Genomic DNA, 20,973 nt, shown 5'->3' on the forward strand with positions numbered 1-20,973 from the left:
CGAAGCCGTAGGTTACCAGTGAGTAGCCTTTATATGTCGAGCACGCAATCGCCGGAAGCGGCGGACACGCAGGTCTGCACCCTGGTCCCCGGGTCGTGCTCCTGGCCGGTCCGCAGATCGCGGACGTGACCCTCCACCAGGCCGACGACGCACGATTGGCAGATCCCCATGCGGCATCCAAAGGGCATCTGCACGCCGGCGCTCTCCCCCGCATCCATCAACGACGTCGCGGCGTCGGCACCGACGGTGCGCCCGCTGCGGGCGAAGGTGACGGTGCCGCCGGCGCCGCTGGGTGCGGCCTTGGACACCGCGAACCGCTCGAGGTGCAGCTGCTCGCCGATGCCCGCGGCCGACCATGTCCGCTCGGCCTCGGTGAGCATGCCTTCCGGACCGCAGGCCCAGGTCTGGCGTTCGCGCCAGTCCGGCACCTCGCGGTCCAGCACGGAGAGGTCGAGCCTGCCCTGGCTGCGGGTCTCGCGCAGCCGCATCCGATAGCCGGGGTGCTCGTCGGCCAGGGCGGCCAATTCGGCGCGAAACATCACGTCGGATTCGGTGGGCGCCGAGTGCAGATGGACGATGTCCCCAATCTGGTTGCGGCGCACCAGTGTTCGCAGCATGGACATCACCGGCGTGATCCCGGAGCCCGCGGTGAGGAACAGGATCGATGGCGGCGCGGGGTCGGGCAGCACGAAGTTGCCCTGCGGCGCGGCCAGCCGCACGATGGTGCCCGGCTCGACACCGGCCACCAGGTGCGACGACAGGAATCCCTCGGGCATCGCCTTGACCGTGATCGTCACCGTGCGGGCCGGATCGGCCGCCGAGCGCGGGGTCTTGCCGGCCGGGGCCGAGGTGAGCGAATACGACCGCCAGCGCCAGCGCCCGTCCATCAGCAGTCCGATGCCGATGTACTGGCCCGGCTGGTAGTCGAAGTTGAAGCCCCAGCCCGGCTTGATCACCAGGGTCGCGGAGTCCTCCGTCTCGCGGCGCACCTGCAGGATGCGGCCCCGCAGTTCGCGCGCCGACCACAGCGGATTGGCCAGATGCAGGTAATCGTCGGGCAACAGCGGCGTGGTGATACGCGCGGCGAGCTTGCGCAGCGCATGCCAGCCGGGATGCCGGTCCGCGCCGGCGACAACAGGTCGCTTGGTGTCGACGACGTTGCCCGTGATCGATGGGTTACGTCTGCCCAGGGGAAGCTCCTGCTCACTACGCGGCATCTGACTGACGCTCACATTGTGATCGATTCTGTGTGCTTCACGAAACCTACGGTACCGTAACCTACGGTGTCGTAGCTAGCGCTGCGGCGAGGACTGCCTCACATTCGGCGTCACATCAGCTCCAGCAGAAATGGCAGCTCCTGGTTGGCGTACCAGGCCAGATCGTGGTCCTGGGCGTCGCCGACGATCAGGTCGGCATCCTCGTCGCCCAGGTCGGCGGCGTCGACGGCCTCGATCGCCCGCACCACCGCCGATTCGGCGGCGGCGTTGTCGACGTAGGCGGCGATCACGTGATCGATCGCAACCGGGCCGGCCAGCCTGACCACGGCGTCGTCGAGGTCGGGACGGTACGTGACGCCCTCGACGTCGGCGGCCAGCACGGCTCGGCGCGGCGGCGGCGACTCCGACGGCGCTTCGGCCCCCTGGGCCGCCAGCAGGCGCAGGGAGGCCAGCGCCGCCTCGCGCAGTGCGACGTCGGCGAGCTCGTCGTCGTCGCCCTCGGCGTAGGCCTCCCGCAGGGTCGGCGTCAGCGCGAACGCCGTGCCATTGACCGGCCACAACGAACCGTCGGCGACCAGCTGCTGCAGCATCGGCACCGTGGCCGGGATATAGACAACGGTCATGGGGGCTAGATCAGCGTGGCCGCGTAGTCGGCGACGTACGTCGACAGCTCACGCGGCGGGCGCTGGTAGTTGCCGCTGACGACGGGACGCCCGGGCAGCTTGACCTTGGGCGTCTCGACCTCGCGGTAGGGAATCGTGGACAACAGATGGGCCATCATGTTCAGTCGCGCGTGTTTCTTGATATCGGATTCCACCACGTACCACGGACTCTCCGGGGTGTCGGTGTGCACCATCATCTCGTCCTTGGCGCGTGAATAATCCTCCCATCGGTATACCGATTCCAAATCGATCGGGGACAGCTTCCAGCGCCGGACGGGGTCGTTCAGTCGCGCTTTGAACCGGCGCAACTGCTCGGCCTCCGACACCGAGAACCAGTACTTGCGCAGCAGTATCCCGTCGTCGATGAGCATCTGCTCGAATATCGGCGTCTGCCGCATGAACAACGCGTACTCCTGCGGCGTGCAGAAACCCATGACCTTCTCGATGCCCGCCCGGTTGTACCAGGACCGGTCGAACAGCACGATCTCGCCCTTGGTGGGCAGGTGGGCGATGTAGCGCTGGTAATACCACTGGCCGCGTTCGCGATCCGACGGCACCGGCAGCGCGGCGATGCGGGCGATCCGTGGGCTGAGGTACTCGGTGATCCGTTTGATGGCACCGCCCTTGCCCGCGGCGTCGCGGCCCTCGAAGAGCACCACCACCCGCGCCCCGGAATAGCGCACCCATTCCTGCAGCTTCACCAATTCCGTTTGCAGCCGGAATAATTCGGCTTCGTAGACCTCGTCGGTGATCTTGCGCACGGGCGGGGAAGCCGACTTCTTCTTGTTCGGCTTCGACGGCGCTCCGTCGCTTTTCGCGGTGCTCACAGCAACGAATGATAGCCCCACGCAGGGGTTTTCACCGCAGACTAGGACCGGGAAGCCTCCAGCAGTTCTTCGAGCGCTTGGTGCAGCAGGCCGGGCAGCAGCTCGACATCGCTCATGGCCTCGCGGTCGGCGTTGATTCCGTAGTACAGCTCGCCGTTGTAGGACGTCACCCCGATGGCCAGCGCCTGGTTGTGCAACAGCGGGGGCACCGCGTACATCTCGAGCAATTTGGTGCCGGCGATGTACATCTGCGACTGGGCGCCGGGCGCGTTGGTGATCAGCAGGTTGAACGTTCGCCTGGAGAAGCTCGGGAAACCGGTCGCCACCCGAATGCCCATGGCGTGCAACGTCGGTGGGGCAAAACCCGACAGCGTGACGATGGTCCGGGCGTCCACCAGATGCGCGGCCGTCGGGTTCGACTCGGTGGCGTGGGCGATCTGCGACAGTCGCACCACGGCGTTGGGCTCGCCCACCGGAAGGTCGACGAGGAAGGGCATCACCTGGCTGATCGCCTGACCGGGGCCGCTGGCGTCGAGGTCGCCGTCGTCATACACCGGCAGCGGCGCCATCGCCCGCACGGTCGCGGTCGGCGACACCGCCACCCCGCGCGACATCAGCCAGTTACCCAGGGCGCCGGCGATCACGGCGAGCACCACGTCGTTGACGTCGCAGTCGTAACGCGCGCGCACGGCGCGGTAGTCCTCGAGGCTGCCGCGGGCGACGGTGAAGCGCCGATGCCGTGACACGGTGGCGTTGAGCGGGCTGCTGGGCGCGGCGCGTCGGGCCGCGGTGCGTACGAAGTCGACGGCCCGGCGACCGGCGTCGAGCAGCTCGGTGTGGCTGGTCACCAGGCCACCGATCATCGAGCCGACGGCCTGCAGCTGGGCGCCCGGGCCGGTGACCCACTCGCTGACCGCGCCCAACATCAGCCGGGTGTCGCCGGGATCGCGCTCCGGTACCCAGATGTCCTCGGGAAACGGTGGCGGGCGTTTCGTCCGGTCGGCGATCACGTGGTTGATCTCCAGCGCGGACATGCCGTTGATCAGCGCCTGATGCGACTTGGTGTACAGGGCCACCCGGTTCTTGGACAGGCCCTCGACCAGGTACATCTCCCAGAGCGGGCGCGACTTGTCCAGCGGCCGCGCGGCCAGGCGCGCGATCAGCTCGTGCAGCTGCTCGTCGCTGCCCGGCGAGGGCAACGCCGAACGCCGGACGTGATAGGTGATGTCGAAGTCGTTGTCGTCGAGCCACACCGGCCGGGCCGTGCCGACCCGCACTTCCCGCACCTTCTGCCGGTAGCGCGGTATCTGCGGCAGCCGCTGCTCGACGGTGGCGAGCAGCGTTTCGTAGCTCAAGCCCGAACGGGGGCGGCGCAGGATCGCCAGCGATCCGACGTACATGGGGGTGGCGGTGTTCTCCAGCCGAAAAAACGATGCGTCCGGCGGGGACAAGCGACTCACCATGCGGCGCTGTCCTCCTGGTCAGTTCGTCGCCCGTGTGCGGGGGCCCCGGGCCCTGGGGGCCCCGTCCCGCCCACGGTAACCGGGCGTCGCCGCGCTAACTCCGCGTGGGTACGCGTGCGGACGAGTTGTGCCATGATGACCACTGACTAACCACTGTCTGCCCCTCTCCAGCAGGCTTGCGGTCCGGCCGAAGACTTGGAGAGTGCGCGTTGAACACCAATCCGGTTGCTAATCCAGCTGACGCTTTCACCGTCATACCAGTCGTCGATTACGAACCGCCGACGCAGGACGTGTCGCACCCCGCCCCGCAGTGCCGTCAACCCTCGCGGCCCCCGTTGCGCCGCCGCAGCAGCCACGCAGCGCCGCGGCCCTATACCGGCCCGCCCAGCAGGGCGGCCGCACCGGATCGCGACCCGGTCATGTCCGCGCGGCTGCGTCAGGCGGCCGCCTTCGCCGACGCCGCGCTGCGCCGGGTGCTGGAAGTCATCGACCGGCGCCGTCCGGCCGTCCAGCTGAATCCGCTGCTGGCCCCGAGCCTGGTGGATTCCGTGGCCGCGGTCGCCCGCTCGGCGGCGGGCCAGGCGGGCGCTCGGCGCGGTGCGGCGGTGCTGCGCCGCATGCGGCTGCAGCCGGCCGGTCACCGGGACCCGGACTCGGCGGCCGAAGTCTTCGGTTCCTATAGCCGTGGCAACCGGATCCATGCCATCGCCTGCCGCGTCGAACAGGTCAGCGCGGCGGGAAGCACCCGGTGGATGGTGGTGGCCCTGCACATCGGCTGCCTGGAGGGGCTGACTGGAGGGGCTGACTGGAGGGGCTGACCGGATGGGTTGACCCGGCCGGGGTCAGGCCGGTGCGGCGCCGGCCGGCCGCGGGCCGCCGACGTAGCGGGTGAGCACCGGCCCCACGATCGCCATGATGAACACGTAGGACGTCGCCAGCGCGGCGACCGCGGGCAACGACTTGCCGGCCAAACCGATGATGATCAGCGAGAATTCGCCCCGGGCGATCAGCGCGGTGCCCGCGCGCAGCTGCCCGCGCCGCGCTACCCCGTCGTGCCGGGCCGCGAACACCCCGGTGGCCACCTTGGTCGCCGCGGTCACCACGGCCAGGATCAGCGCCGCCGGAAGCATCGGAACCAACTCGTGCGGGTCCACCGAGAACCCGATGGCCAGGAAGAAGATGGCGGCGAACAGATCCCGCAGCGGGCCCAGCACCTGGCGGGCCCGCTCGGCCGTCTCACCGGTCAGGGTCAGGCCCACCAAAAACGCGCCGACGGCGGCCGAGGCGTGCAGGGACTCCGCCATGGCCGCCACGATCAGGGTGATGCCCAGCACCCGCAGCATGAGCTGTTCGGAGTCCGGGTGCTCCACCAGCCGGTCGACGTGGTGGCCCCACCGGTAGGACGCGGCGAACGCGGCCACCAGGGCGCCCACCGCCACGACCATGCCGCCGACGGCGTGCAGCCACCCGCCGCCGGATGCCAGGACCGCGAACAGCGGAAGGTAGGCGGCCATCGCGAAATCCTCGAGCACCAGCACCGACAGCACGGCCGGCGTCTCCCGGTTGCCGAGCCGGTGCAGGTCCTCGAGCAGCCGCGCGATGACGCCCGACGAGGAGATGTAGGTGACGCCGGCCAGGCACAGGATCGCCACGCCGTCGAGCCCCAGCAGCCAGCCGGCGATCGCGCCGGGCGCGGCGTTGAGAACGATGTCGACGGCCGCCGACGGCAGATGGTGGCGCATGCTGGCAGAGAATTCGGCCGCCGAGAACTCGCAGCCCAGGGTCAGCAGCAGCAACACGACGCCGATGGGCGCGCTGGTCGTGATGAACTGCCCGCCGGCCGCCACCGGCAAGATGCCGCCGTTGCCCAGGGCCAGGCCGGCCAGCAGGTACACCGGGATGGGCGACAACGCGAATCGGCGTGCGGCGGCGCCCAATACGGCCAGGGTGGCCAGGAGGGCGCCGAGTTGGAGCAGCAGCGTCCCCGAAATCTGCACCGGCTCAGCCTTTGTCGATAATCTTCTCGACGCCCGCGATTCCGTCTTCGGTGCCGATGACTATCAGAACGTCTTGGACGTGCAGCATTTCGGAGGGCCCGGGTGAGGCGAGCACCTCCTCGTTGCGCACGATCGCCACGATGGATGCCCCGGTGCGGGTGCGCGCCCGGGTGTCGCCCAGCGGGTGATCGACGAACGGGCTGTCGGCCAGGATGTGCACCTGGCCCGTCTCGAGCCCGGGGATCTCGCGGGCCAGCTCGGTGAACCGTTCGGCGATCCGCGGCGCCCCCAGGATCTGGGCCACGGCTTCGGCCTCCTGGTCGCTGAGGTGCAGCAGCGGCCTGGCTTCGTCCGGGTCGTCGCGGGCATAGACGACGACGTCGAAATCGCCGCTGCGCCGCGCGATGATACCGATGCGATCGCCCTTCTGATCGGTGAACTCGTAGCGCAGACCGACCCCGGGGAGCAGCACCTCCTTGACGTCCATACCGTCAATCCTGACAGGTCGCGCGCCGCCGGTGTCGCCGGGCGCGGATCTTTTTGCCGCCCGAAAGTTAGTGCAGCTCGGCCGGTTGGGTGGGGCCACCGCGCGACCGGCGCCCCAGCGGCAGCAGCATCGGCACCTGTCGGCGGTAGTCGCGGTAGTCATCGCCCAGCGCGGCCACCAGGTCGCGCTCTTCGAATTGCGTGGCGATCAGGATGTAGCCCGTCATCACGATGGAGAAGAGCAGATGTCCGGCGGTCATGGTGGGTACCGCCCAGAACGCGATGACGAAGCCGAGCATCAGCGGGTGGCGCACCAGGCGGTAGAAGAACCTGACGCGGAATTCGAGGTTGGTGTAAGGCCTTGCGCGCCAAGCCAAATAGACCTGCCGGAGCCCGAACAGGTCGAAATGGTTGATCATGAACGTCGACGCCAGCGCGATGGCCCAGCCGAGCCAGAACAGCGTCCACAGCGCCAGGCGCCCGGCCGGCAGCTCCACCTTCCAGAGCACGGCCGGCATCGTCCGCCATTGCCAATAGAGCAGCACCAGCACGACGTTGGACAGCATCACGTAGGTGCTGCGCTCTATCGACGGCGGCACCAGCCGCGTCCACCTCGCCTTGAACCCCGGCCGCGCCATGACGCTGTGCTGGAGGCCGAACACGCCGAGCAGGATCATGTTGACCAACACCGCCTGGCCGACGGGCGCCGAGAGCCCGTGATCGACCGTTCGCGGCACCCAGAAGTTGCCCAGGAACGCGACGAGATAGAGGAATACGGCGAGAAAGAGCAGATAAGCGGCGGCGCCGTAGCCGACCGTCAGGTAACGCCTCATTAGCTGATTGTGCGCCTAGTCGACGCCCACACATATAGGGCATTTGCCTCAATTTCAGCCATAGTGCCCTCCATTTGGGGCAAACGCCTCATGTGGCGGCGCACGCGGTGGACCGACGATTACCGGTGACAGGTCAACCTCGAGAAAGTACGGAGACCAGATCATGAGCGAATCGACATGCCCAGCGATCGCGCTGCTGGGTGATCAACCGGAGCGGGTGCCGGATGGCGCACGGATCGACGCCGTGGACGTCAGCCGGCGCGTCAGTGGCCGCCAACTGCTGCACAACATGTCGCTGTCGGTGGAGCCGGGCGAACTGGTCGCCATCGCCGGCGGCAGCGGAGCGGGCAAAACCACTTTGTTGGAGGTCCTCGCCGGGCTGCAACCTCCGTCGACCGGAGAACTTCGCCACGGCGGCGTCGCGCGTCGCGCCGGCGTGGGGGCCGTCGCGAAAGTCGGCTACGTGCCCCAAGACGACATCATCCATCTCGAAATGCCGCTGCGCCGCACCCTGCGTTACGCGGCGCTACTGCGGCTTCCCGGCGGCACCACCGCACGGGAAGCGGAACGGATCGTCGACGAGACGCTGCACAGCCTCGACCTGGCCGATCGAGCCGACGTGCCGGTACGTCAGCTGTCCGGCGGTCAGCGCAAGCGGGCCAGCATCGCGGTGGAGTTGCTGACCCGGCCACGCCTGTTCTTCCTCGACGAACCCACCTCCGGGCTCGATCCCTCGACCGCCGCTGAGGTGATGCGGCTGCTGCGCCGGCTCAGCCAGCGCGGTGTCACCGTCGTCCTCACCACCCACGAACCGGCCGCCATCGACCAGTGCGACCGGGTGGTCTTCCTGGCCCGCGACGGCCATCTGGCCTTCACCGGTAGCCCGGACGCGGCCCGCCGCTATTTCGGCGTGCAAAACCTCACCGAGGTGTACGAGCGCCTGGCGGCCGAGCGCGCGCCGCGGACCTGGGCGGAGCGATTCGCGCAGAGCCGCAAGGCAATAGACGCCCGGCCCGGCTTCACTCTTCCGGCAGTCGCCGCCGCGGCGCCTAATGCCAACGGCACGGGCATGATCCGACAATGGTGGCTGCTGACCCGGCGCAACGTCGATGTTCTCGTCCGTAATCGGCTCACCCTGGCGATCCTGCTCGGCTCGCCGGTGCTGGTGACCGCAATGATGGCGACCTTGTTCAAACGGGGCGCCTTCGATCCGGGTGACGCCGCCGGCGTCGGCCCGGCCCAGATCGTGTTCTGGATTGCGTTCGACGGCTTCTTCTTCGGGCTGACCTACGGTCTACTTCAGCTCGTCGGCGAGATGGCCGTCTTCCGGCGCGAGCGCCTGGCCGGCCTCAGCGTGAGCGCCTATGTGGGGTCGAAGGTGACGGCGCTGCTTCCGCTTCTGGCCGGAGTGAGCACGGTGTTGCTGATAGTGCTGCGCGCGCTTGGTCGGCTCCCCGCGCTCGGGTGGCACGTGTACGCCTTGCTGTTCACCACGATTGTGATCGAAGCGATTTCGGCACTGGCGCTTGGCCTTTTCGCCTCGGCCGCGGTCTCCAACGCCGCGCAGGCGGCCCTTGCCCTGCCGATGCTGTGCTTCCCGCAGGTGCTGTTCGGTGGCGCCATCGTCCCCGTCGACCAGATGGCCACGCCCGGGCGCCTGATGAGCCTCGTGCTGTCCAACCGGCACGCCTTCGATGCGTTGGGCCGCGACCTGCAACTCGACCGTTACACCGCCACGTTGCCCGCCATGTCCGCCTACCGGCAGACCTTTGCGGGCGGCAACGCGGTCAGCCTCATCGCGCTCGCCTCATTCGCCGTCGTCCTCACGCTGGCCACCGCGTGGTTGCTGGACCGGCGATCCCGGCCCGGTGCAGCCACGCGATGACGGCCACGCCGGGCCCGCGGTCCTGCACCGGGACCGCGGGCTCGGCTGTCTGTACGTCCAAGGGGCACAACAAGGTTGAATTCGGCACCGGCTCAGGCTTGATGGACGAAGGCGTCGATCGGCTCGTCGTGTCCCCGCAGGTTCAGCGTGCGCCGCGCCAGGTGGGCCGTCATTTCGTCGGCGACCCCACCGGCGATCAACAACTCGCCACCGGCGGCGAGTTGTTGCATCCGGGCCGCGGCGTTGACCGGACGACCGAGTGCGGTGAAATCGACGACGGCCTCGCCGACGTTGCCCACGTACGCGATACCCGCGTGCACGGCGACGCCGACGTCCAGCCAGGGTCCACCCGCAGTGCCGTACCCGACCGCTTCGAGCAGGTCGACGCCCGCCTCGACGGCCCGTTGACGATAGGTGGGGCCGCTGATGCCTTGCACGAAAAACGCCATCACCTCGTCACCGATGAGTTTGTCAATCACCGCGTCATGGCGCAGCAGGGTTTGCGATGCGGCACAATAGAACCGGTTGAGCACCGCAGCGAAGTCCGCGGCGGCCCTACAGTGTCCCAGCGCCGTGGAGCCGCGAACATCAGCGAACAGCACCGCGATGTCGACCTCGGCTCCGCCTTGCGGCAGTGCATCGCAGCAGCGCATGCACAGGTTGGGATTCTTGCGCGACCGGCGGAAGCCGGCTACGGCGAAGAGCCGACCGACGGGTCCACCGAACGGGTTGTTGCACAGCTTGCATCGCGGCGCCGAGGGCAGGTAGCGAAACGCGTGCCTTGCCCTGACCAGGGAAGCGTGGCCGTCGGTGAGCACCCGGTTCCACAGCGCCGACGAGGGCGCCGGTTGCGGTTCCAACGGGACGGCCGCGGCGGCTGGGCCGGTGGCATTGCTGATCATGCGGAAATATTCGCCCAGATTCGCTCACCGGCACATGGGGCATTCACCCCAAACATCGCAGCGGGTCAGTTGGGTGCCCCGCCGGCCAAGCCGTGCCGGGTCGCGTACAGGCTGGCCCCGATCCGGTTCGAGACCCCGATCTTGGCGTAGATGTGTTCGACGTGATTACGAACCGTCTTCTCGGAAATCCACAGCGCCGAGGCGATCTCCTTGTTGGAGTGTCCCTGTGCGACATGGAGCAACACCTCGGCCTCGCGCCGGGTCAGCCCCGCCGGCCTGGCGGCTCTGCGCGACGGCCGATGGCCCGCGGCCTGCAACACGGCTTCGACCGCGTCGCCGTCCAGGTGGCCGCGGACCGCTTCTTCTCGCAGTTTCCCGGCCGCGGCGGCTTCGTCGCGCGCATCGCGATACGGACGCGGTTCCATTGAGGAGCAATAGCTTTCGGCGGCAGCGAGCAGCCGGTCGCGAACCGACAGGTCATCACCGCGCAGACCGTTCGGGTAGCCCGAGCCGTCGAGTCGCTCGTGATGGTTCACCGCGACCTCCCGGACCGCCTTCAGTCCGCCGACCCGGGCCAAAATCCTGCCGGTCAGATAGGGATGCAAATGCACCCGCTCGCGTTCGACGTGGGTCAACGCGCCCGGCTTTTCCCACACCCGGTTCGACACCCCGATGCGACCGAGATCGTGAACGTAGCCGGCCCGACGCAAGATATCGATTTCGTCTTGCGCCAGCCCGGCGCATTTCCCTGCGCTCTCGGCCAGCTGCGCGACGGCGCGTGAATGACCAAGAGTGAACGGGCATTTCAGATCCGCGAAGTCACCCATCGCGCACAGCAGCCGGTCCAGCGCGGGACCGCTCAGCGCTTCGCCCGGATCCGGAGCCAAGTCGGCAGCGGTCGACCAGACATCTTCGTGCTCGAGCAGCAGGTCGTCGGCGGCCGCGGTGAACACCGCGACGATATCCGGGTCAAACTGCTTGCCGCTACGGCGGCGAATCTCGGCGATCGCGGCGCTGGCGCCGTAAGCGCGATGGTGCACTTCGGCGATGTCGCAAATCTGCGCCACCCGCATGGCCATCGGTATCTGGTTTCCCGCGGCCCCGGCGGGAAGACCGCTGCCGTCCCATCGCTCGTATGCATAAGGCAGGGCTTGACACACATCGGCGCCCAGGCCGATCTCCTCGGCGAGTAATGCCGCCGAGAGGCAATGGGAGTGCACCAACCCGCCGAGATTCCCGCGTGCGTCCCAGAAAACTTTGGCCGCCAACCGGGCTCGTTTCGGCAACGTCGACCCACGGCCCAGATTGCTCATCAGGAAGCGGCGGTATGGCGCGCCGGACCAGTCGATGTAGTGGCTGTCATGTCGCACCGCGATGTCGTCGCCGAACCACTGCACATACTCGTGCGAGTCGGCGTGACAGCCGATCCACATCACCAGGGCCGTGTAAAAAACCGTCCCGCGCTCGCGCTCGTCGAGTCCGAGCCGCATCGCCAATCGCGAGCCCATCGCCGCCGACCGCAGCATGTGATCCATCGGCTGCCCGAGCCCGAGGTCGATCGCCAGAGATAGCGCGGCCAGGATGTCCGTCCGGGACACGGCTCCGTCGAAGGGCATGGAACTCGCCCCTTTCCCGACCCTCACCGGCGCGGCGTCACTGTAGCCACACACAAGCCGATGCCTGCTAAGCCTAGGGCATTGGCGTTGCTGCCGGGCCGAGAAACGTATTGGCGAGGTTGGGCGCGCGGCTAGCGGCGCTTGACCGACTTGGGTGGCTTGGCGCCGCGACCCTGTTGCCGCGCCGCGGCGCGCCGCTCGCGCCGGCTGGCACCCCCGGGAACCCCGGCCGGCGTCTTGGAATCGCCGCCGTTGCGCTGGACCGCCGCCGAGCCGTCCTCCGCCGGTCCGGAGTAGGTCATGGCCGGCGCTTCGTTGTCAATGCCCTTGGCGCGCAATTGGGTTGGGGCCTCTTCGCGCACGGCCGTCGCCGCGCCGCCCTGCTTGCCGGCCGCGGCGGTGGCGAATTCGGCCAGCCCCTCCGGGGCTTGTACCGGCGCGACCTGCGGGCTGGGCACCGCCTCGACGGTGACATTGAACAGGAACCCGACCGACTCTTCCTTCATGCCGTCGAGCATCGCCATGAACATGTCGTAGCCCTCGCGCTGGTACTCGACGAGCGGGTCGCGCTGGGCCATCGCGCGCAGCCCGATGCCCTCCTTGAGGTAGTCCATCTCGTAGAGGTGCTCGCGCCACTTGCGGTCGATCACGTTGAGCAGCACGTTGCGCTCCAGCTGGCGCATCGCGCCCTCGCCGGCGATCTCCTCGAGCTCGGCTTCCCTTATGGCATAAGCGTTTTCGGCGTCTTTGAGCAGCGCCTCGAGCAGCTCCTCGCGGGTGAGGTCGTCGAGGTCGGCGTCGGCGTCGCGGCGCGTCAGCGTCGCATGGTCGATGCCCACCGGGTACAGCGTCTTGAGCGCCGTCCACAGCGCTTCCAAGTCCCAATCCTCGGCGTAGCCCTCGGAGGTGGCGCCGTTGACGTAGGCGGTGACCACGTCGCGCACCATGTCCAGCGCCTGCTCCTTGAGGTTCTCGCCCTCCAGGATGCGGCGGCGCTCGGCGTAGATCACCTTGCGCTGCTGGTTCATCACCTCGTCGTACTTCAGGACGTTCTTGCGGACCTCGAAGTTCTGCTGCTCGACCTGGGTCTGGGCGCTCTTGATCGCCCGGGTGACCATCTTGGCCTCGATCGGCACGTCGTCGGGCAGGTTCAGCCGGTTGAGCATCGCCTCCAGCGCGGCGCCGTTGAACCGCCGCATGAGCTCGTCGCCCAGCGACAGGTAGAACCGCGACTCGCCCGGGTCGCCCTGCCGGCCGGAGCGGCCGCGCAGCTGATTGTCGATGCGCCGGGATTCGTGCCGCTCGGTGCCCAGCACGTACAGGCCGCCGGCCTCGATCACCTCGGCGGCCTCGGCGGCGACCTCCTCCTTGACCTTGGGCAGTTCTTCGTGCCAGGCGGCGTCGTATTCCTCGGGCGTCTCGACCGGGTCGAGGCCGCGCTCGCGCAGCCGCTGGTCGGTGAGGAAGTCGGCGTTGCCGCCGAGCACGATGTCGGTTCCGCGGCCCGCCATGTTGGTCGCGACGGTGATGCCGCCGCGGCGGCCGGCGACCGCGACAATGGTCGCCTCCTGCTCGTGGAACTTCGCGTTGAGCACGTTGTGCGGCACGCGGCGCTTCTGGAACTGGCGCGACAGGTACTCCGAGCGCTCCACGCTGGTGGTACCGATCAGCACCGGCTGACCCTTTTCGTAGCGCTCGACGACGTCGTCGACCACCGCGATGTACTTGGCTTCCTCGGTCTTGTAGATCAGGTCGGACTGGTCGGCGCGGATCATCGGCTTGTTGGTCGGGATCGGCACCACGCCGAGCTTGTAGATCTCGTGCAGCTCGGCCGCCTCGGTCTGGGCGGTACCGGTCATGCCGGCGAGCTTGTCGTAGAGCCGGAAGTAGTTCTGCAGCGTGATGGTGGCCAGCGTCTGGTTCTCGGCCTTGATCTCCACGTGCTCCTTGGCCTCGATGGCCTGATGCATGCCCTCGTTGTACCGGCGGCCGTAGAGCACGCGGCCGGTGAACTCGTCGACGATCAGGACCTCGCCGTCGCGCACGATGTAGTCCTTGTCGCGGTTGAACAGCTCCTTGGCCTTCAGCGCGTTGTTGAGGTAGCTGACCAGCGGCGAGTTGGCGGCCTCGTAGAGGTTGTCGATGCCGAGCTGGTCCTCGACGAACTCCACGCCCAGCTCGTGCACGCCGACGGTGCGTTTGCGCAGGTCCACCTCGTAGTGGACGTCCTTCTCCATCAGCGGCGCCAGCCGGGCGAACTCGAGGTACCAGTTGGAGGCGCCGTCGGCGGGGCCCGAGATGATCAGCGGGGTGCGGGCCTCGTCGATCAGGATGGAGTCGACCTCGTCGACGATGGCGAAGTTGTGCCCGCGCTGGACCAGGTCGTCGAGCGAATGCGCCATGTTGTCGCGCAGGTAGTCGAAGCCGAACTCGTTGTTGGTGCCGTAGGTGATGTCGGCGTTGTAGGCGACCCGGCGCTCGTCCGGCGTCATCTGGGCCAGGATCACCCCAACGTCCAGGCCGAGGAAGCGGTGCACGCGGCCCATCCACTCGCTGTCACGTTTGGCCAGGTAGTCGTTTACGGTGACGACGTGCACACCCTTACCGCCAATGGCGTTGAGGTAGGCCGGCAGCACCGAGGTCAGAGTCTTGCCCTCACCGGTCTTCATCTCGGCGACGTTGCCGAAGTGCAGTGCGGCACCGCCCATCACCTGCACGTCGAAGTGCCGCTGGTCGAGCACCCGCCACGCGGCCTCGCGGGCGACGGCGAACGCCTCGGGCAGCAGGTCGTCGAGGCTTTCGCCGTCGGCGTGCCGCTTCTTGAACTCGTCGGTCTTGGCCCGCAACTCGGCGTCGGTGAGCTTCTCGATCTCGTCGGACAAGGTGTTGACGTAGTCAGACACCCGCTTGAGACGCTTGAGCATGCGACCTTCGCCAAGGCGCAGCAACTTCGACAGCACGGTGTTGTCCCCTTTTGGGATGTGCCCCTGTTGGTAGGAGTCTTTTCTTGAGCGACTCCCATGGTAGGCGACGACCCCGTGGGTACCGCCGTAGCGGCGATCGCAAGCGCGGCAACGCCGGGCGTAGCGGGTCGCCGCCCAACCAGCCCCGTCAGGACAGCCTGATCAGGCCGTAGTCGTAGGCGTGCCGCCGGTAGACCACGCTGGGCCGTTCGGTCTGCTTGTCGTGGAATAGGAAGAAGTCGTGTCCGACCAGCTCCATCTCGTAGAGCGCGTCGTCGACCGTCATCGGCGTCGCCGGGTGCTCCTTGGTCCGCACGATCCGCCCGGGCTCGTGGTCAGGTTCCACGCCGTCGCGCTCGGCGGGCGCGGGCTGCGGCGCGCTGTCCGGCGGGACGGGTGGCACCGCGGTGGCCGCGGCCAGTGACACCGGGGTCTTGTCCCCGTAGTGGACCTTGCGACGGTCCTTGACGCGGCGCAGCCGGTTCTCCAGCTTGTCGACCGCGGACTCGAACGCGGCGTAGAAACTGTTGGCACAAGCCTCCGCCCGGGTCACCGGGCCGCGGCCGCGGGCGGTGATCTCCACGCGCTGACAGGATTTGCGCTGGCGCCGGTTGGGCGCGTGCTTGAGCTCGACATCGAAGAGATAGATGGAGCGGTCGAACCGCTCGAGCCGGGCGAGTTTTTGCGAGACGTACAGACGGTAATGATCGGGGATTTCAACGTTGCGGCCCTTGAACACAACATCGGCGGTGGTTGTCGGTGGGGCTTGCTCATCGGTGATGGGCGGTTGGTCCAGAATCTGACCGGAATCCACGGATAGCCTTGACATACGTGACAACTCGTTTCTCTTTTCACGTCGCACGCGCCCTGCGTGCCCGGCTGCTTGATGCGCCGACGAGGTGAGAGCGGTTCGAGACTGGCTACCGCCGCAGGCTGCCCGCCGGTGCAAGGTGTCGATTACTCACCCCTTCCCGCGGATGGGTCCCACCTGGAAAATCGCGACCAGTGAGTCAGACCGATGAGTCGTTCTTCGTTGTTCTCGACGTTAGCTCGTGTTCGCCTGCCGAGCCACTAATTTGGTCCGGCTGTTGCGAGTTCTTCACAACCTCTTGGCCGGCTCACGGGCTCGGCCTGGCGGCGGTGAGGTTCACACGGCGGCCAGCGCCAGCACCGCGGCGACCCGGACCCCGGCGGCGTGCAGGATGCGCACCGACTCGCGCGCGGTCGCACCGGTGGTGACGATGTCGTCGACGACCATGACTTCGGTGCGCGGCGGTGGGCCGCGCAACACCACCCGGCCGGTGATGTTGCGTTCGCGCGCGGCCGTGCCCAGGCCCACCGAGTCACGGGTCAGCGCCTTGAGCCGCAACGCCGCGACGACGGCGATCTCCGGATGCCGCGCCACCGCGGCGCGCGCCAGCCGGGCGACGGGGTCACCGCCGCGCCGCCGCGCGGCCGAGCGCCGGGTGGGCGCGGGAACGACGGTCAGCGGGGTGGGCACGATCCCCCACGACAGCAACCGGTGCACGCCGACGGCCAGGGGCCGCGCCAGCGGTTCGACCAGGTCCGCCCGGCCCCGCTCCTTGAGCGCCAGGATCGCGTGCCGGCGCGCGTTGGCGTAGCGGCCAAGCGCGAACACCGGGACCTCCGGGTCGATGCGCGGGGTCACCACATGCGGCTGGTCGGCCGGCACCGACAGCTCGGCGGCGCACGCGTCGCACCAGCGGGTCGACGGCGCCCCGCAGCCGCCGCATTCGGCCGGCAGGAACAGGTCGAGCATGGCGTCAGTGTGGCGGGTGGGTGTGACAGCTATGCGGCCGGGAGCTAGGCCGCCACGCGTGGCTTCCATCATCGCGGGCCAATGGGTTTCGACGGCGTGAAGATCACCGGCATTGACTCGGGCCCACTGACGAAGTTCGCCGGGCGCAGCGGCACTTCGACGCCATCGGCAAGCCGCAGGTCGGGCAGCCGGTCCAGCACGCGCGCGACCATCAACGAGAGTTCCGACCGCGCCAGCTGGTTACCCAGGCAAAAATGGGTGCCGAAGCCGAATGCCAGGTGATTATTCGGCTGGCGGTCGATGCGAAATTCGTCTGGGTTCTCGAACACTGTCTCGTCGAAGTTCGCGGACTCGAACAGAAGCAGGATTTTTTCGCCGACGCTCAGCCGGGTGCCGTGGAACTCGGTTGCCGCCGCCAGGGTGCGGCACATGTTCTTGATCGGCGAGGTCCAGCGCAGCATCTCCTCCACGGCTCCGGTCAGCAGGCTTCGATCGCGGCGCAGCCTTTCCCATTGGTCGCGGTTGCGCAGCAACTGTTCGATTCCGCCGGAGAGCGTGTGCCGGGTGGTCTCGTCCCCGCCAATGAGGATCAGTAGTGACTCGAAGATGATTTCGTCGTCCGACATCCTCCGTCCGTCTACTTCGGCATTCGCGAGCACGCTGAACAGGTCGTCGGTGGGCTCCATCCGGCGTTTGACGACGGCGTCCTTGGCGAACGCCGTGTAGGCGGCGAACGCCTCCATCACCGCCTGCACGGATGCCTCGTCGTCCGGCGACCGGGGACCGCCCACCAGCTCTTCGGACCATTTCAGCAGTGTGGCGCGCTCGTCGGGCAGCACGCCGAGCATGTCGCCGATCACCGCCATCGGTAGCGGCGCGGCGATGTCACGGACGAAGTCACAGTGCCCCGACTCGCAGACAGCGTCGATCAGCGCGTCGCACATCCTGATGATGGGCAACGCCTTGTTCCTTACCCGCTTTCCGGTGAATGCCGCGCTGACCAGCTTGCGGCGCAGGAGGTGGTCCGGGTCGTCCATGTCGATCATGTAGGGCATCGGTGGGTACGCCGGCCGAATTCCGCCGGCATTGGAAAATAGCTGCGGATTGCGTTCGGCGTCGAGGACCGCCCGATACGTCGCAGCCGCCGCGAGGCCGTTGCGGTCACGGCAAACTGGTTGGTTTTCGCGCATCCAGCGATACGCTTCGCGGGCGCGCCCATCAGCGTAGAAATGGCCGTCGGTGAGATCGATGTCGAGTGTGTGTTGCGTGGCATTCATGCGGCTTAACGCTATGCGTACCAACGATATTGGCGAAGCCGCCGCACGCGCCGCGGCGGCCGGGAAGCGAAGCTCGCTACCCCACCACCGCCTCGATCACGCTCTGCAGGCCGGCCATGGTCCGCACGGCGACGCGCCGCGCGGTCGCGGAGTCAATGGTCTCGAGCCATTCGGTCAGCCACAACTCGACACGGGGCCATACAGTTCGCTATCTGCTCATGCAGCCGAGACGGTTTGACTGTCCACTCGATCATCTCGGACGCCTTCTGGCCACCATCAGTGCTGCGCACACGATTCTCATTTCGCTGGGGCGGCGAGGCTGGCTCGTGACCACGACCTGCACGACATATCTGGGTATCGAAACCTCCAGACGCATTACGATTCCGCCCGCTTACGGGGAGTAAATATGATCGACACCGACGTTCAGAACTGAACCGAATGCGTTGCGCACTAAGGCCGATTCCGCGATCCGCGAGGACCGCGGTCCGATACCATAAAAATGTTTCATCTCGTGGCTAACTCGTCTCGAGAACAAAGGTGCGCAGCCGTTGCAGCACAAGTTCGGGTCGTTCCTCGACGATCCAGTGGCCGACGTCCTGGATGGTTTCAACCTCGAGGTCGGACATTCGGCTGTTGTAGCCACGCAGCAGCGTCGACGTAATCACCGGGTCTTTGGCTCCACGCAATAGCCGCACCGGCACATCGATGCGACACTGTGCGTACTGACCACGAAGCCAGCGCGGGATTTCCCGGCATTGGGCGGTGCGGTACCAGCGCGACGCGGCCAGCGCGCGACTGGGGTCGCCCATTAGCTGAATATAGAGCGGCATGTCCTCGGGGACGAATCCCGCGCCGAGCCAACGGCTTAACATTGCCAGGAAGCGCCCCTTGCTGTCGCCGATCAACCGTTGGCCGAGAACTGGCAACGACAAAGCAAGCTGGTACCACAGGCTCCACAGACCGCGCAGGAACGCGTCGTCAATCACATACCAAGGTCCAACCGTATTGAGTCCGAAGAAGCCGCGGACCATTTTGGGATGCCGCAGCATCAGAAGGAATGCGACCGGTCCTCCCCAGTCGTGGCCAACGAGATGCACCGGTCCCGTGTCAAGCCTTTCGAGCACGATCGCGAGATCGTCCGCCATATCGGACTTGTAGTACCGGCCGCGGGGCACCGAACTCCAACCGGCACCCCGCAAGTCAGGACAAAGCACCCGCAACCCATCCTCGGTCAGCGGTTGAATCAGCTGATGCCACAGCCACCAGTTCTGTGGGAACCCATGGATAAGCATCACCGTCACAGAGTTGGGGGCGCCTGCGTCGGCTACATGAATCGTGACACCATCGCCAACCTCGATGAACCGGTGCACGACCCCGTCGAGTTCGGGCATCGCGCTGAGCGCCATCACGCCGAGGCCGCCAGACTGTGTTCTGCCTTGATCTCCTCGGCGGCGCGCTCCCCAATGACGACGCAGGGCGCCATCGTGTTTGCACTCGTGATCCTCGGCATAATGGATCCGTCTGCGACACGCAGGTTTTCGATGCCATGGACTTTCAGGCTGCCGTCGACGACGGCCATCCGGTCGCGGCCCATCTTCGCCGTGCCGACCACGTGCCAGAAGGTGACCGCGGCATCACGTATGTAGATGACCAGCTCCCTGCCTCTCAGCGGTCCGGGCATGACTTCGCGTTTGACGAACGGACGCAGTGGTGCGGCATTGCCGACTTTGCGCATATCCTCGACTAACTTGCGAGCCAGCCGCAGGTCATCGGGATGCGACAGACCGTTGTGCACCACCCGGACGGGCTGGTTGGGGTCTGCGCTCGTCAGCTCGACTGCGCCACGGCTCCTGGGTCGCGTCAGGGCACCCAGCAGCATCCAACCGGTATCGGGCAGCCCGAAGCGGGCGATGTTCTCCGGACTCGAGAACAGGATCGCGCCTTGGCAGGCGAAGAAATCGGGCTCCGCACGCCCGCCGTGACTCGGCCAGAACAGCGTGGTGTCGCCGGAATTATGCAACGGCTCCTCGTCGGGTGATTCCCAGATGCATGGGATGCCGAGATGGTCCTGCAAGTTGCGGCCGACGCCAGGTGAGTCCTCGGCCACCGCAATTCCCAAGCGCCGCAGGATCCTATGGTCACCCACTCCGGAAAGCATCAGCGTCTTCGGGGTATGGATTGCACCCATTGACAGCACAACCTCGGCTTCGGCACCGAAGTGCCGGACTCGGTCCCGATACTCGACTTCGACTCCCACGGCGCGGCCGCGTTCAATGGTCACTCGTCGCACCAATGCAGCCGTCAGTACAGTCAGGTTGGGCCGGTCCATGTAGGGATACGTGTAACACCGAAAAATGGATTGGCGCTTGCCGCACCGCGTGCGCAGGTCCATGATCGCCGCGCCACCATTGCCCTCCATCATCTTTCCGTTCGGATTGTCGAAGCGGGCAATGCCGAGACAATCGGCGGCTTCTAACACCGCGGGACCCGCCGGATGCGGATTCATTTTCGGCTGCACGAAGATCGGACCGCCCGTGCCCCGGTATTCATTATCCGGGGCGCCTTGCCAGTCTTCGATGCGACGATAGACGTCCAACACGGACTGGTAGCTCCACGCGTCGTTGCCCGACTCCGCGGCGAAGAAGTCCCAATCCGACCGATGGCCGCGGGCCCAGGCCATTAGGTTGATACTCGAGCCGCCGCCCAGAACTTTGCCCATCGATAGCATGAGCCTGCGGCCGTTGAGGTACGGGTTCGGCTCGGCCTGGAACGCCCAATCCGTTGCGCTGCCCAGATTCGTATGCCACAGCGTCGATTCGGTGACAGACGGGAGGTCATCGGCGCCCCCGGCCTCTAACAACAAGACGCTGACTCCCGGGTCCTCGGCCAACCGCCGGGCGACCACGCAGCCGGATGATCCTGCGCCGCAGACGATGAAGTCGTAGGACTGCTTGAGATCGGCCGCCAATCGATTCTGATTCTCTCGAATTCGGCGGTGTCGTTCGTGATCAACGCTCTCCGGCCAGTGATTCGACATTCGTTCGTCCTTTCCGCTTGTTTCCCCT

Annotated in this window: 17 protein-coding genes; 2 read left to right on the plus strand and 15 right to left on the minus strand. The window is 67.1% G+C overall.

Translation table 11 applies throughout. The features are described from left to right. Window positions 1–29 precede the first annotated feature (29 nt). From A5659_RS09295 to A5659_RS09310, 4 genes are all read right to left on the minus strand, one after another. Window positions 30–1,217 carry a ferredoxin reductase gene (locus tag A5659_RS09295; RefSeq protein ID WP_369806940.1) on the minus strand — a complete coding sequence of 396 codons (1,188 nt, stop codon included), beginning with the start codon at window positions 1,215–1,217 and terminating at the stop codon, window positions 30–32. Between the two features lie 110 nt (window positions 1,218–1,327). After that, window positions 1,328–1,840: a hypothetical protein gene (locus A5659_RS09300; protein WP_066868031.1), complete on the minus strand. Its 513-nt coding sequence runs from the start codon at window positions 1,838–1,840 to the stop codon at window positions 1,328–1,330. Window positions 1,841–1,845: 5 nt separating this feature from the next. Then, window positions 1,846–2,706 carry a polyphosphate kinase 2 gene (ppk2, locus tag A5659_RS09305; protein ID WP_066881900.1) on the minus strand — a complete coding sequence of 287 codons (861 nt, stop codon included), beginning with the start codon at window positions 2,704–2,706 and terminating at the stop codon, window positions 1,846–1,848. Between the two features lie 41 nt (window positions 2,707–2,747). Next, complete coding sequence (locus A5659_RS09310) at window positions 2,748–4,169, minus strand: wax ester/triacylglycerol synthase family O-acyltransferase (RefSeq protein ID WP_067180579.1); 1,422 nt, start codon at window positions 4,167–4,169, stop codon at window positions 2,748–2,750. A gap of 209 nt (window positions 4,170–4,378) precedes the next feature. Here A5659_RS09310 and A5659_RS09315 point away from each other — a divergent pair, with 209 nt between their 5' ends. Beyond that, a complete protein-coding gene (locus tag A5659_RS09315) occupies window positions 4,379–4,987 on the plus strand; it encodes an Rv3235 family protein (RefSeq protein ID WP_231997787.1) in 609 nt (202 codons plus the stop codon). A gap of 24 nt (window positions 4,988–5,011) precedes the next feature. Here A5659_RS09315 and A5659_RS09320 read toward each other — a convergent pair whose 3' ends face one another. The 3 genes from A5659_RS09320 to mddA form a co-directional block, all read right to left on the minus strand. Further along, a complete protein-coding gene (locus A5659_RS09320) occupies window positions 5,012–6,166 on the minus strand; it encodes a cation:proton antiporter (RefSeq protein WP_066868044.1) in 1,155 nt (384 codons plus the stop codon). A 4-nt stretch (window positions 6,167–6,170) separates the two neighbouring features. Beyond that, the gene (locus A5659_RS09325) at window positions 6,171–6,653 is read right to left on the minus strand and encodes a cation:proton antiporter regulatory subunit (RefSeq protein WP_066868047.1); all 483 of its coding nucleotides are present in this window, start codon (window positions 6,651–6,653) and stop codon (window positions 6,171–6,173) included. A gap of 67 nt (window positions 6,654–6,720) precedes the next feature. Further along, complete coding sequence (mddA, locus tag A5659_RS09330) at window positions 6,721–7,485, minus strand: methanethiol S-methyltransferase (RefSeq protein WP_067022147.1); 765 nt, start codon at window positions 7,483–7,485, stop codon at window positions 6,721–6,723. Between the two features lie 163 nt (window positions 7,486–7,648). On the opposite strand from mddA, the gene A5659_RS09335 reads away from it, so the two are divergent. Continuing rightward, entirely contained in the window at window positions 7,649–9,370 is a 1,722-nt protein-coding gene (locus tag A5659_RS09335) for an ATP-binding cassette domain-containing protein (protein ID WP_082975989.1), read from the plus strand. A gap of 92 nt (window positions 9,371–9,462) precedes the next feature. Here the strand turns inward: A5659_RS09335 and A5659_RS09340 are convergent, their stop codons facing one another. The 8 genes from A5659_RS09340 to A5659_RS09375 form a co-directional block, all read right to left on the minus strand. Next, window positions 9,463–10,272 carry an adenylate/guanylate cyclase domain-containing protein gene (locus tag A5659_RS09340; protein WP_067180582.1) on the minus strand — a complete coding sequence of 270 codons (810 nt, stop codon included), beginning with the start codon at window positions 10,270–10,272 and terminating at the stop codon, window positions 9,463–9,465. Between the two features lie 65 nt (window positions 10,273–10,337). After that, on the minus strand, window positions 10,338–11,888 hold the full coding sequence (locus tag A5659_RS09345; RefSeq protein ID WP_067138098.1) for an HD domain-containing phosphohydrolase: 1,551 nt from the start codon (window positions 11,886–11,888) through the stop codon (window positions 10,338–10,340). A 131-nt stretch (window positions 11,889–12,019) separates the two neighbouring features. Further along, a complete protein-coding gene (gene secA, locus A5659_RS09350) occupies window positions 12,020–14,848 on the minus strand; it encodes a preprotein translocase subunit SecA (RefSeq protein ID WP_067180584.1) in 2,829 nt (942 codons plus the stop codon). Window positions 14,849–14,999: 151 nt separating this feature from the next. Further along, window positions 15,000–15,665, minus strand: coding sequence for a ribosome hibernation-promoting factor, HPF/YfiA family (gene hpf, locus A5659_RS09355; RefSeq protein ID WP_067022154.1), 666 nt, complete (start codon window positions 15,663–15,665; stop codon window positions 15,000–15,002). Window positions 15,666–15,998: 333 nt separating this feature from the next. Further along, window positions 15,999–16,631, minus strand: a complete 633-nt coding sequence (locus A5659_RS09360) for a ComF family protein (protein WP_066868068.1) — start codon at window positions 16,629–16,631, stop codon at window positions 15,999–16,001. Window positions 16,632–16,699: 68 nt separating this feature from the next. Next, the gene (locus A5659_RS09365; RefSeq protein WP_067022156.1) at window positions 16,700–17,908 is read right to left on the minus strand and encodes a cytochrome P450; all 1,209 of its coding nucleotides are present in this window, start codon (window positions 17,906–17,908) and stop codon (window positions 16,700–16,702) included. 515 nt (window positions 17,909–18,423) lie between these two features. Beyond that, window positions 18,424–19,314 (minus strand): alpha/beta fold hydrolase, encoded by an 891-nt coding sequence (locus tag A5659_RS09370; protein WP_067180586.1) that lies wholly within the window; start codon window positions 19,312–19,314, stop codon window positions 18,424–18,426. Beyond that, the gene (locus A5659_RS09375; protein ID WP_082975990.1) at window positions 19,314–20,945 is read right to left on the minus strand and encodes a GMC family oxidoreductase; all 1,632 of its coding nucleotides are present in this window, start codon (window positions 20,943–20,945) and stop codon (window positions 19,314–19,316) included. The genes A5659_RS09370 and A5659_RS09375 overlap by 1 nt, the downstream gene beginning before the upstream one ends. Window positions 20,946–20,973: the final 28 nt, after the last annotated feature.

Origin of the sequence: Mycobacterium sp. 1165196.3 (assembly GCF_001673415.1) — a bacterium.
GTDB classification, from domain to species: domain Bacteria; phylum Actinomycetota; class Actinomycetes; order Mycobacteriales; family Mycobacteriaceae; genus Mycobacterium; species Mycobacterium europaeum_A.

Coding starts and splice junctions, on each gene's coding strand:
- A5659_RS09295 (WP_369806940.1), bottom strand. CDS start 1,217: ATGCCGCGTAGTGAGCAGGAGCTTCCCCTGGGCAGACGTAACCCATCG.
- A5659_RS09300 (WP_066868031.1), bottom strand. CDS start 1,840: ATGACCGTTGTCTATATCCCGGCCACGGTGCCGATGCTGCAGCAGCTG.
- A5659_RS09310 (WP_067180579.1), bottom strand. CDS start 4,169: ATGGTGAGTCGCTTGTCCCCGCCGGACGCATCGTTTTTTCGGCTGGAG.
- A5659_RS09325 (WP_066868047.1), bottom strand. CDS start 6,653: ATGGACGTCAAGGAGGTGCTGCTCCCCGGGGTCGGTCTGCGCTACGAG.
- mddA (WP_067022147.1), bottom strand. CDS start 7,485: ATGAGGCGTTACCTGACGGTCGGCTACGGCGCCGCCGCTTATCTGCTC.
- A5659_RS09335 (WP_082975989.1), top strand. CDS start 7,649: ATGAGCGAATCGACATGCCCAGCGATCGCGCTGCTGGGTGATCAACCG.
- A5659_RS09340 (WP_067180582.1), bottom strand. CDS start 10,272: ATGATCAGCAATGCCACCGGCCCAGCCGCCGCGGCCGTCCCGTTGGAA.
- A5659_RS09345 (WP_067138098.1), bottom strand. CDS start 11,888: ATGCCCTTCGACGGAGCCGTGTCCCGGACGGACATCCTGGCCGCGCTA.
- A5659_RS09360 (WP_066868068.1), bottom strand. CDS start 16,631: ATGCTCGACCTGTTCCTGCCGGCCGAATGCGGCGGCTGCGGGGCGCCG.
- A5659_RS09365 (WP_067022156.1), bottom strand. CDS start 17,908: ATGAATGCCACGCAACACACACTCGACATCGATCTCACCGACGGCCAT.
- A5659_RS09370 (WP_067180586.1), bottom strand. CDS start 19,314: ATGGCGCTCAGCGCGATGCCCGAACTCGACGGGGTCGTGCACCGGTTC.
- A5659_RS09375 (WP_082975990.1), bottom strand. CDS start 20,945: ATGTCGAATCACTGGCCGGAGAGCGTTGATCACGAACGACACCGCCGA.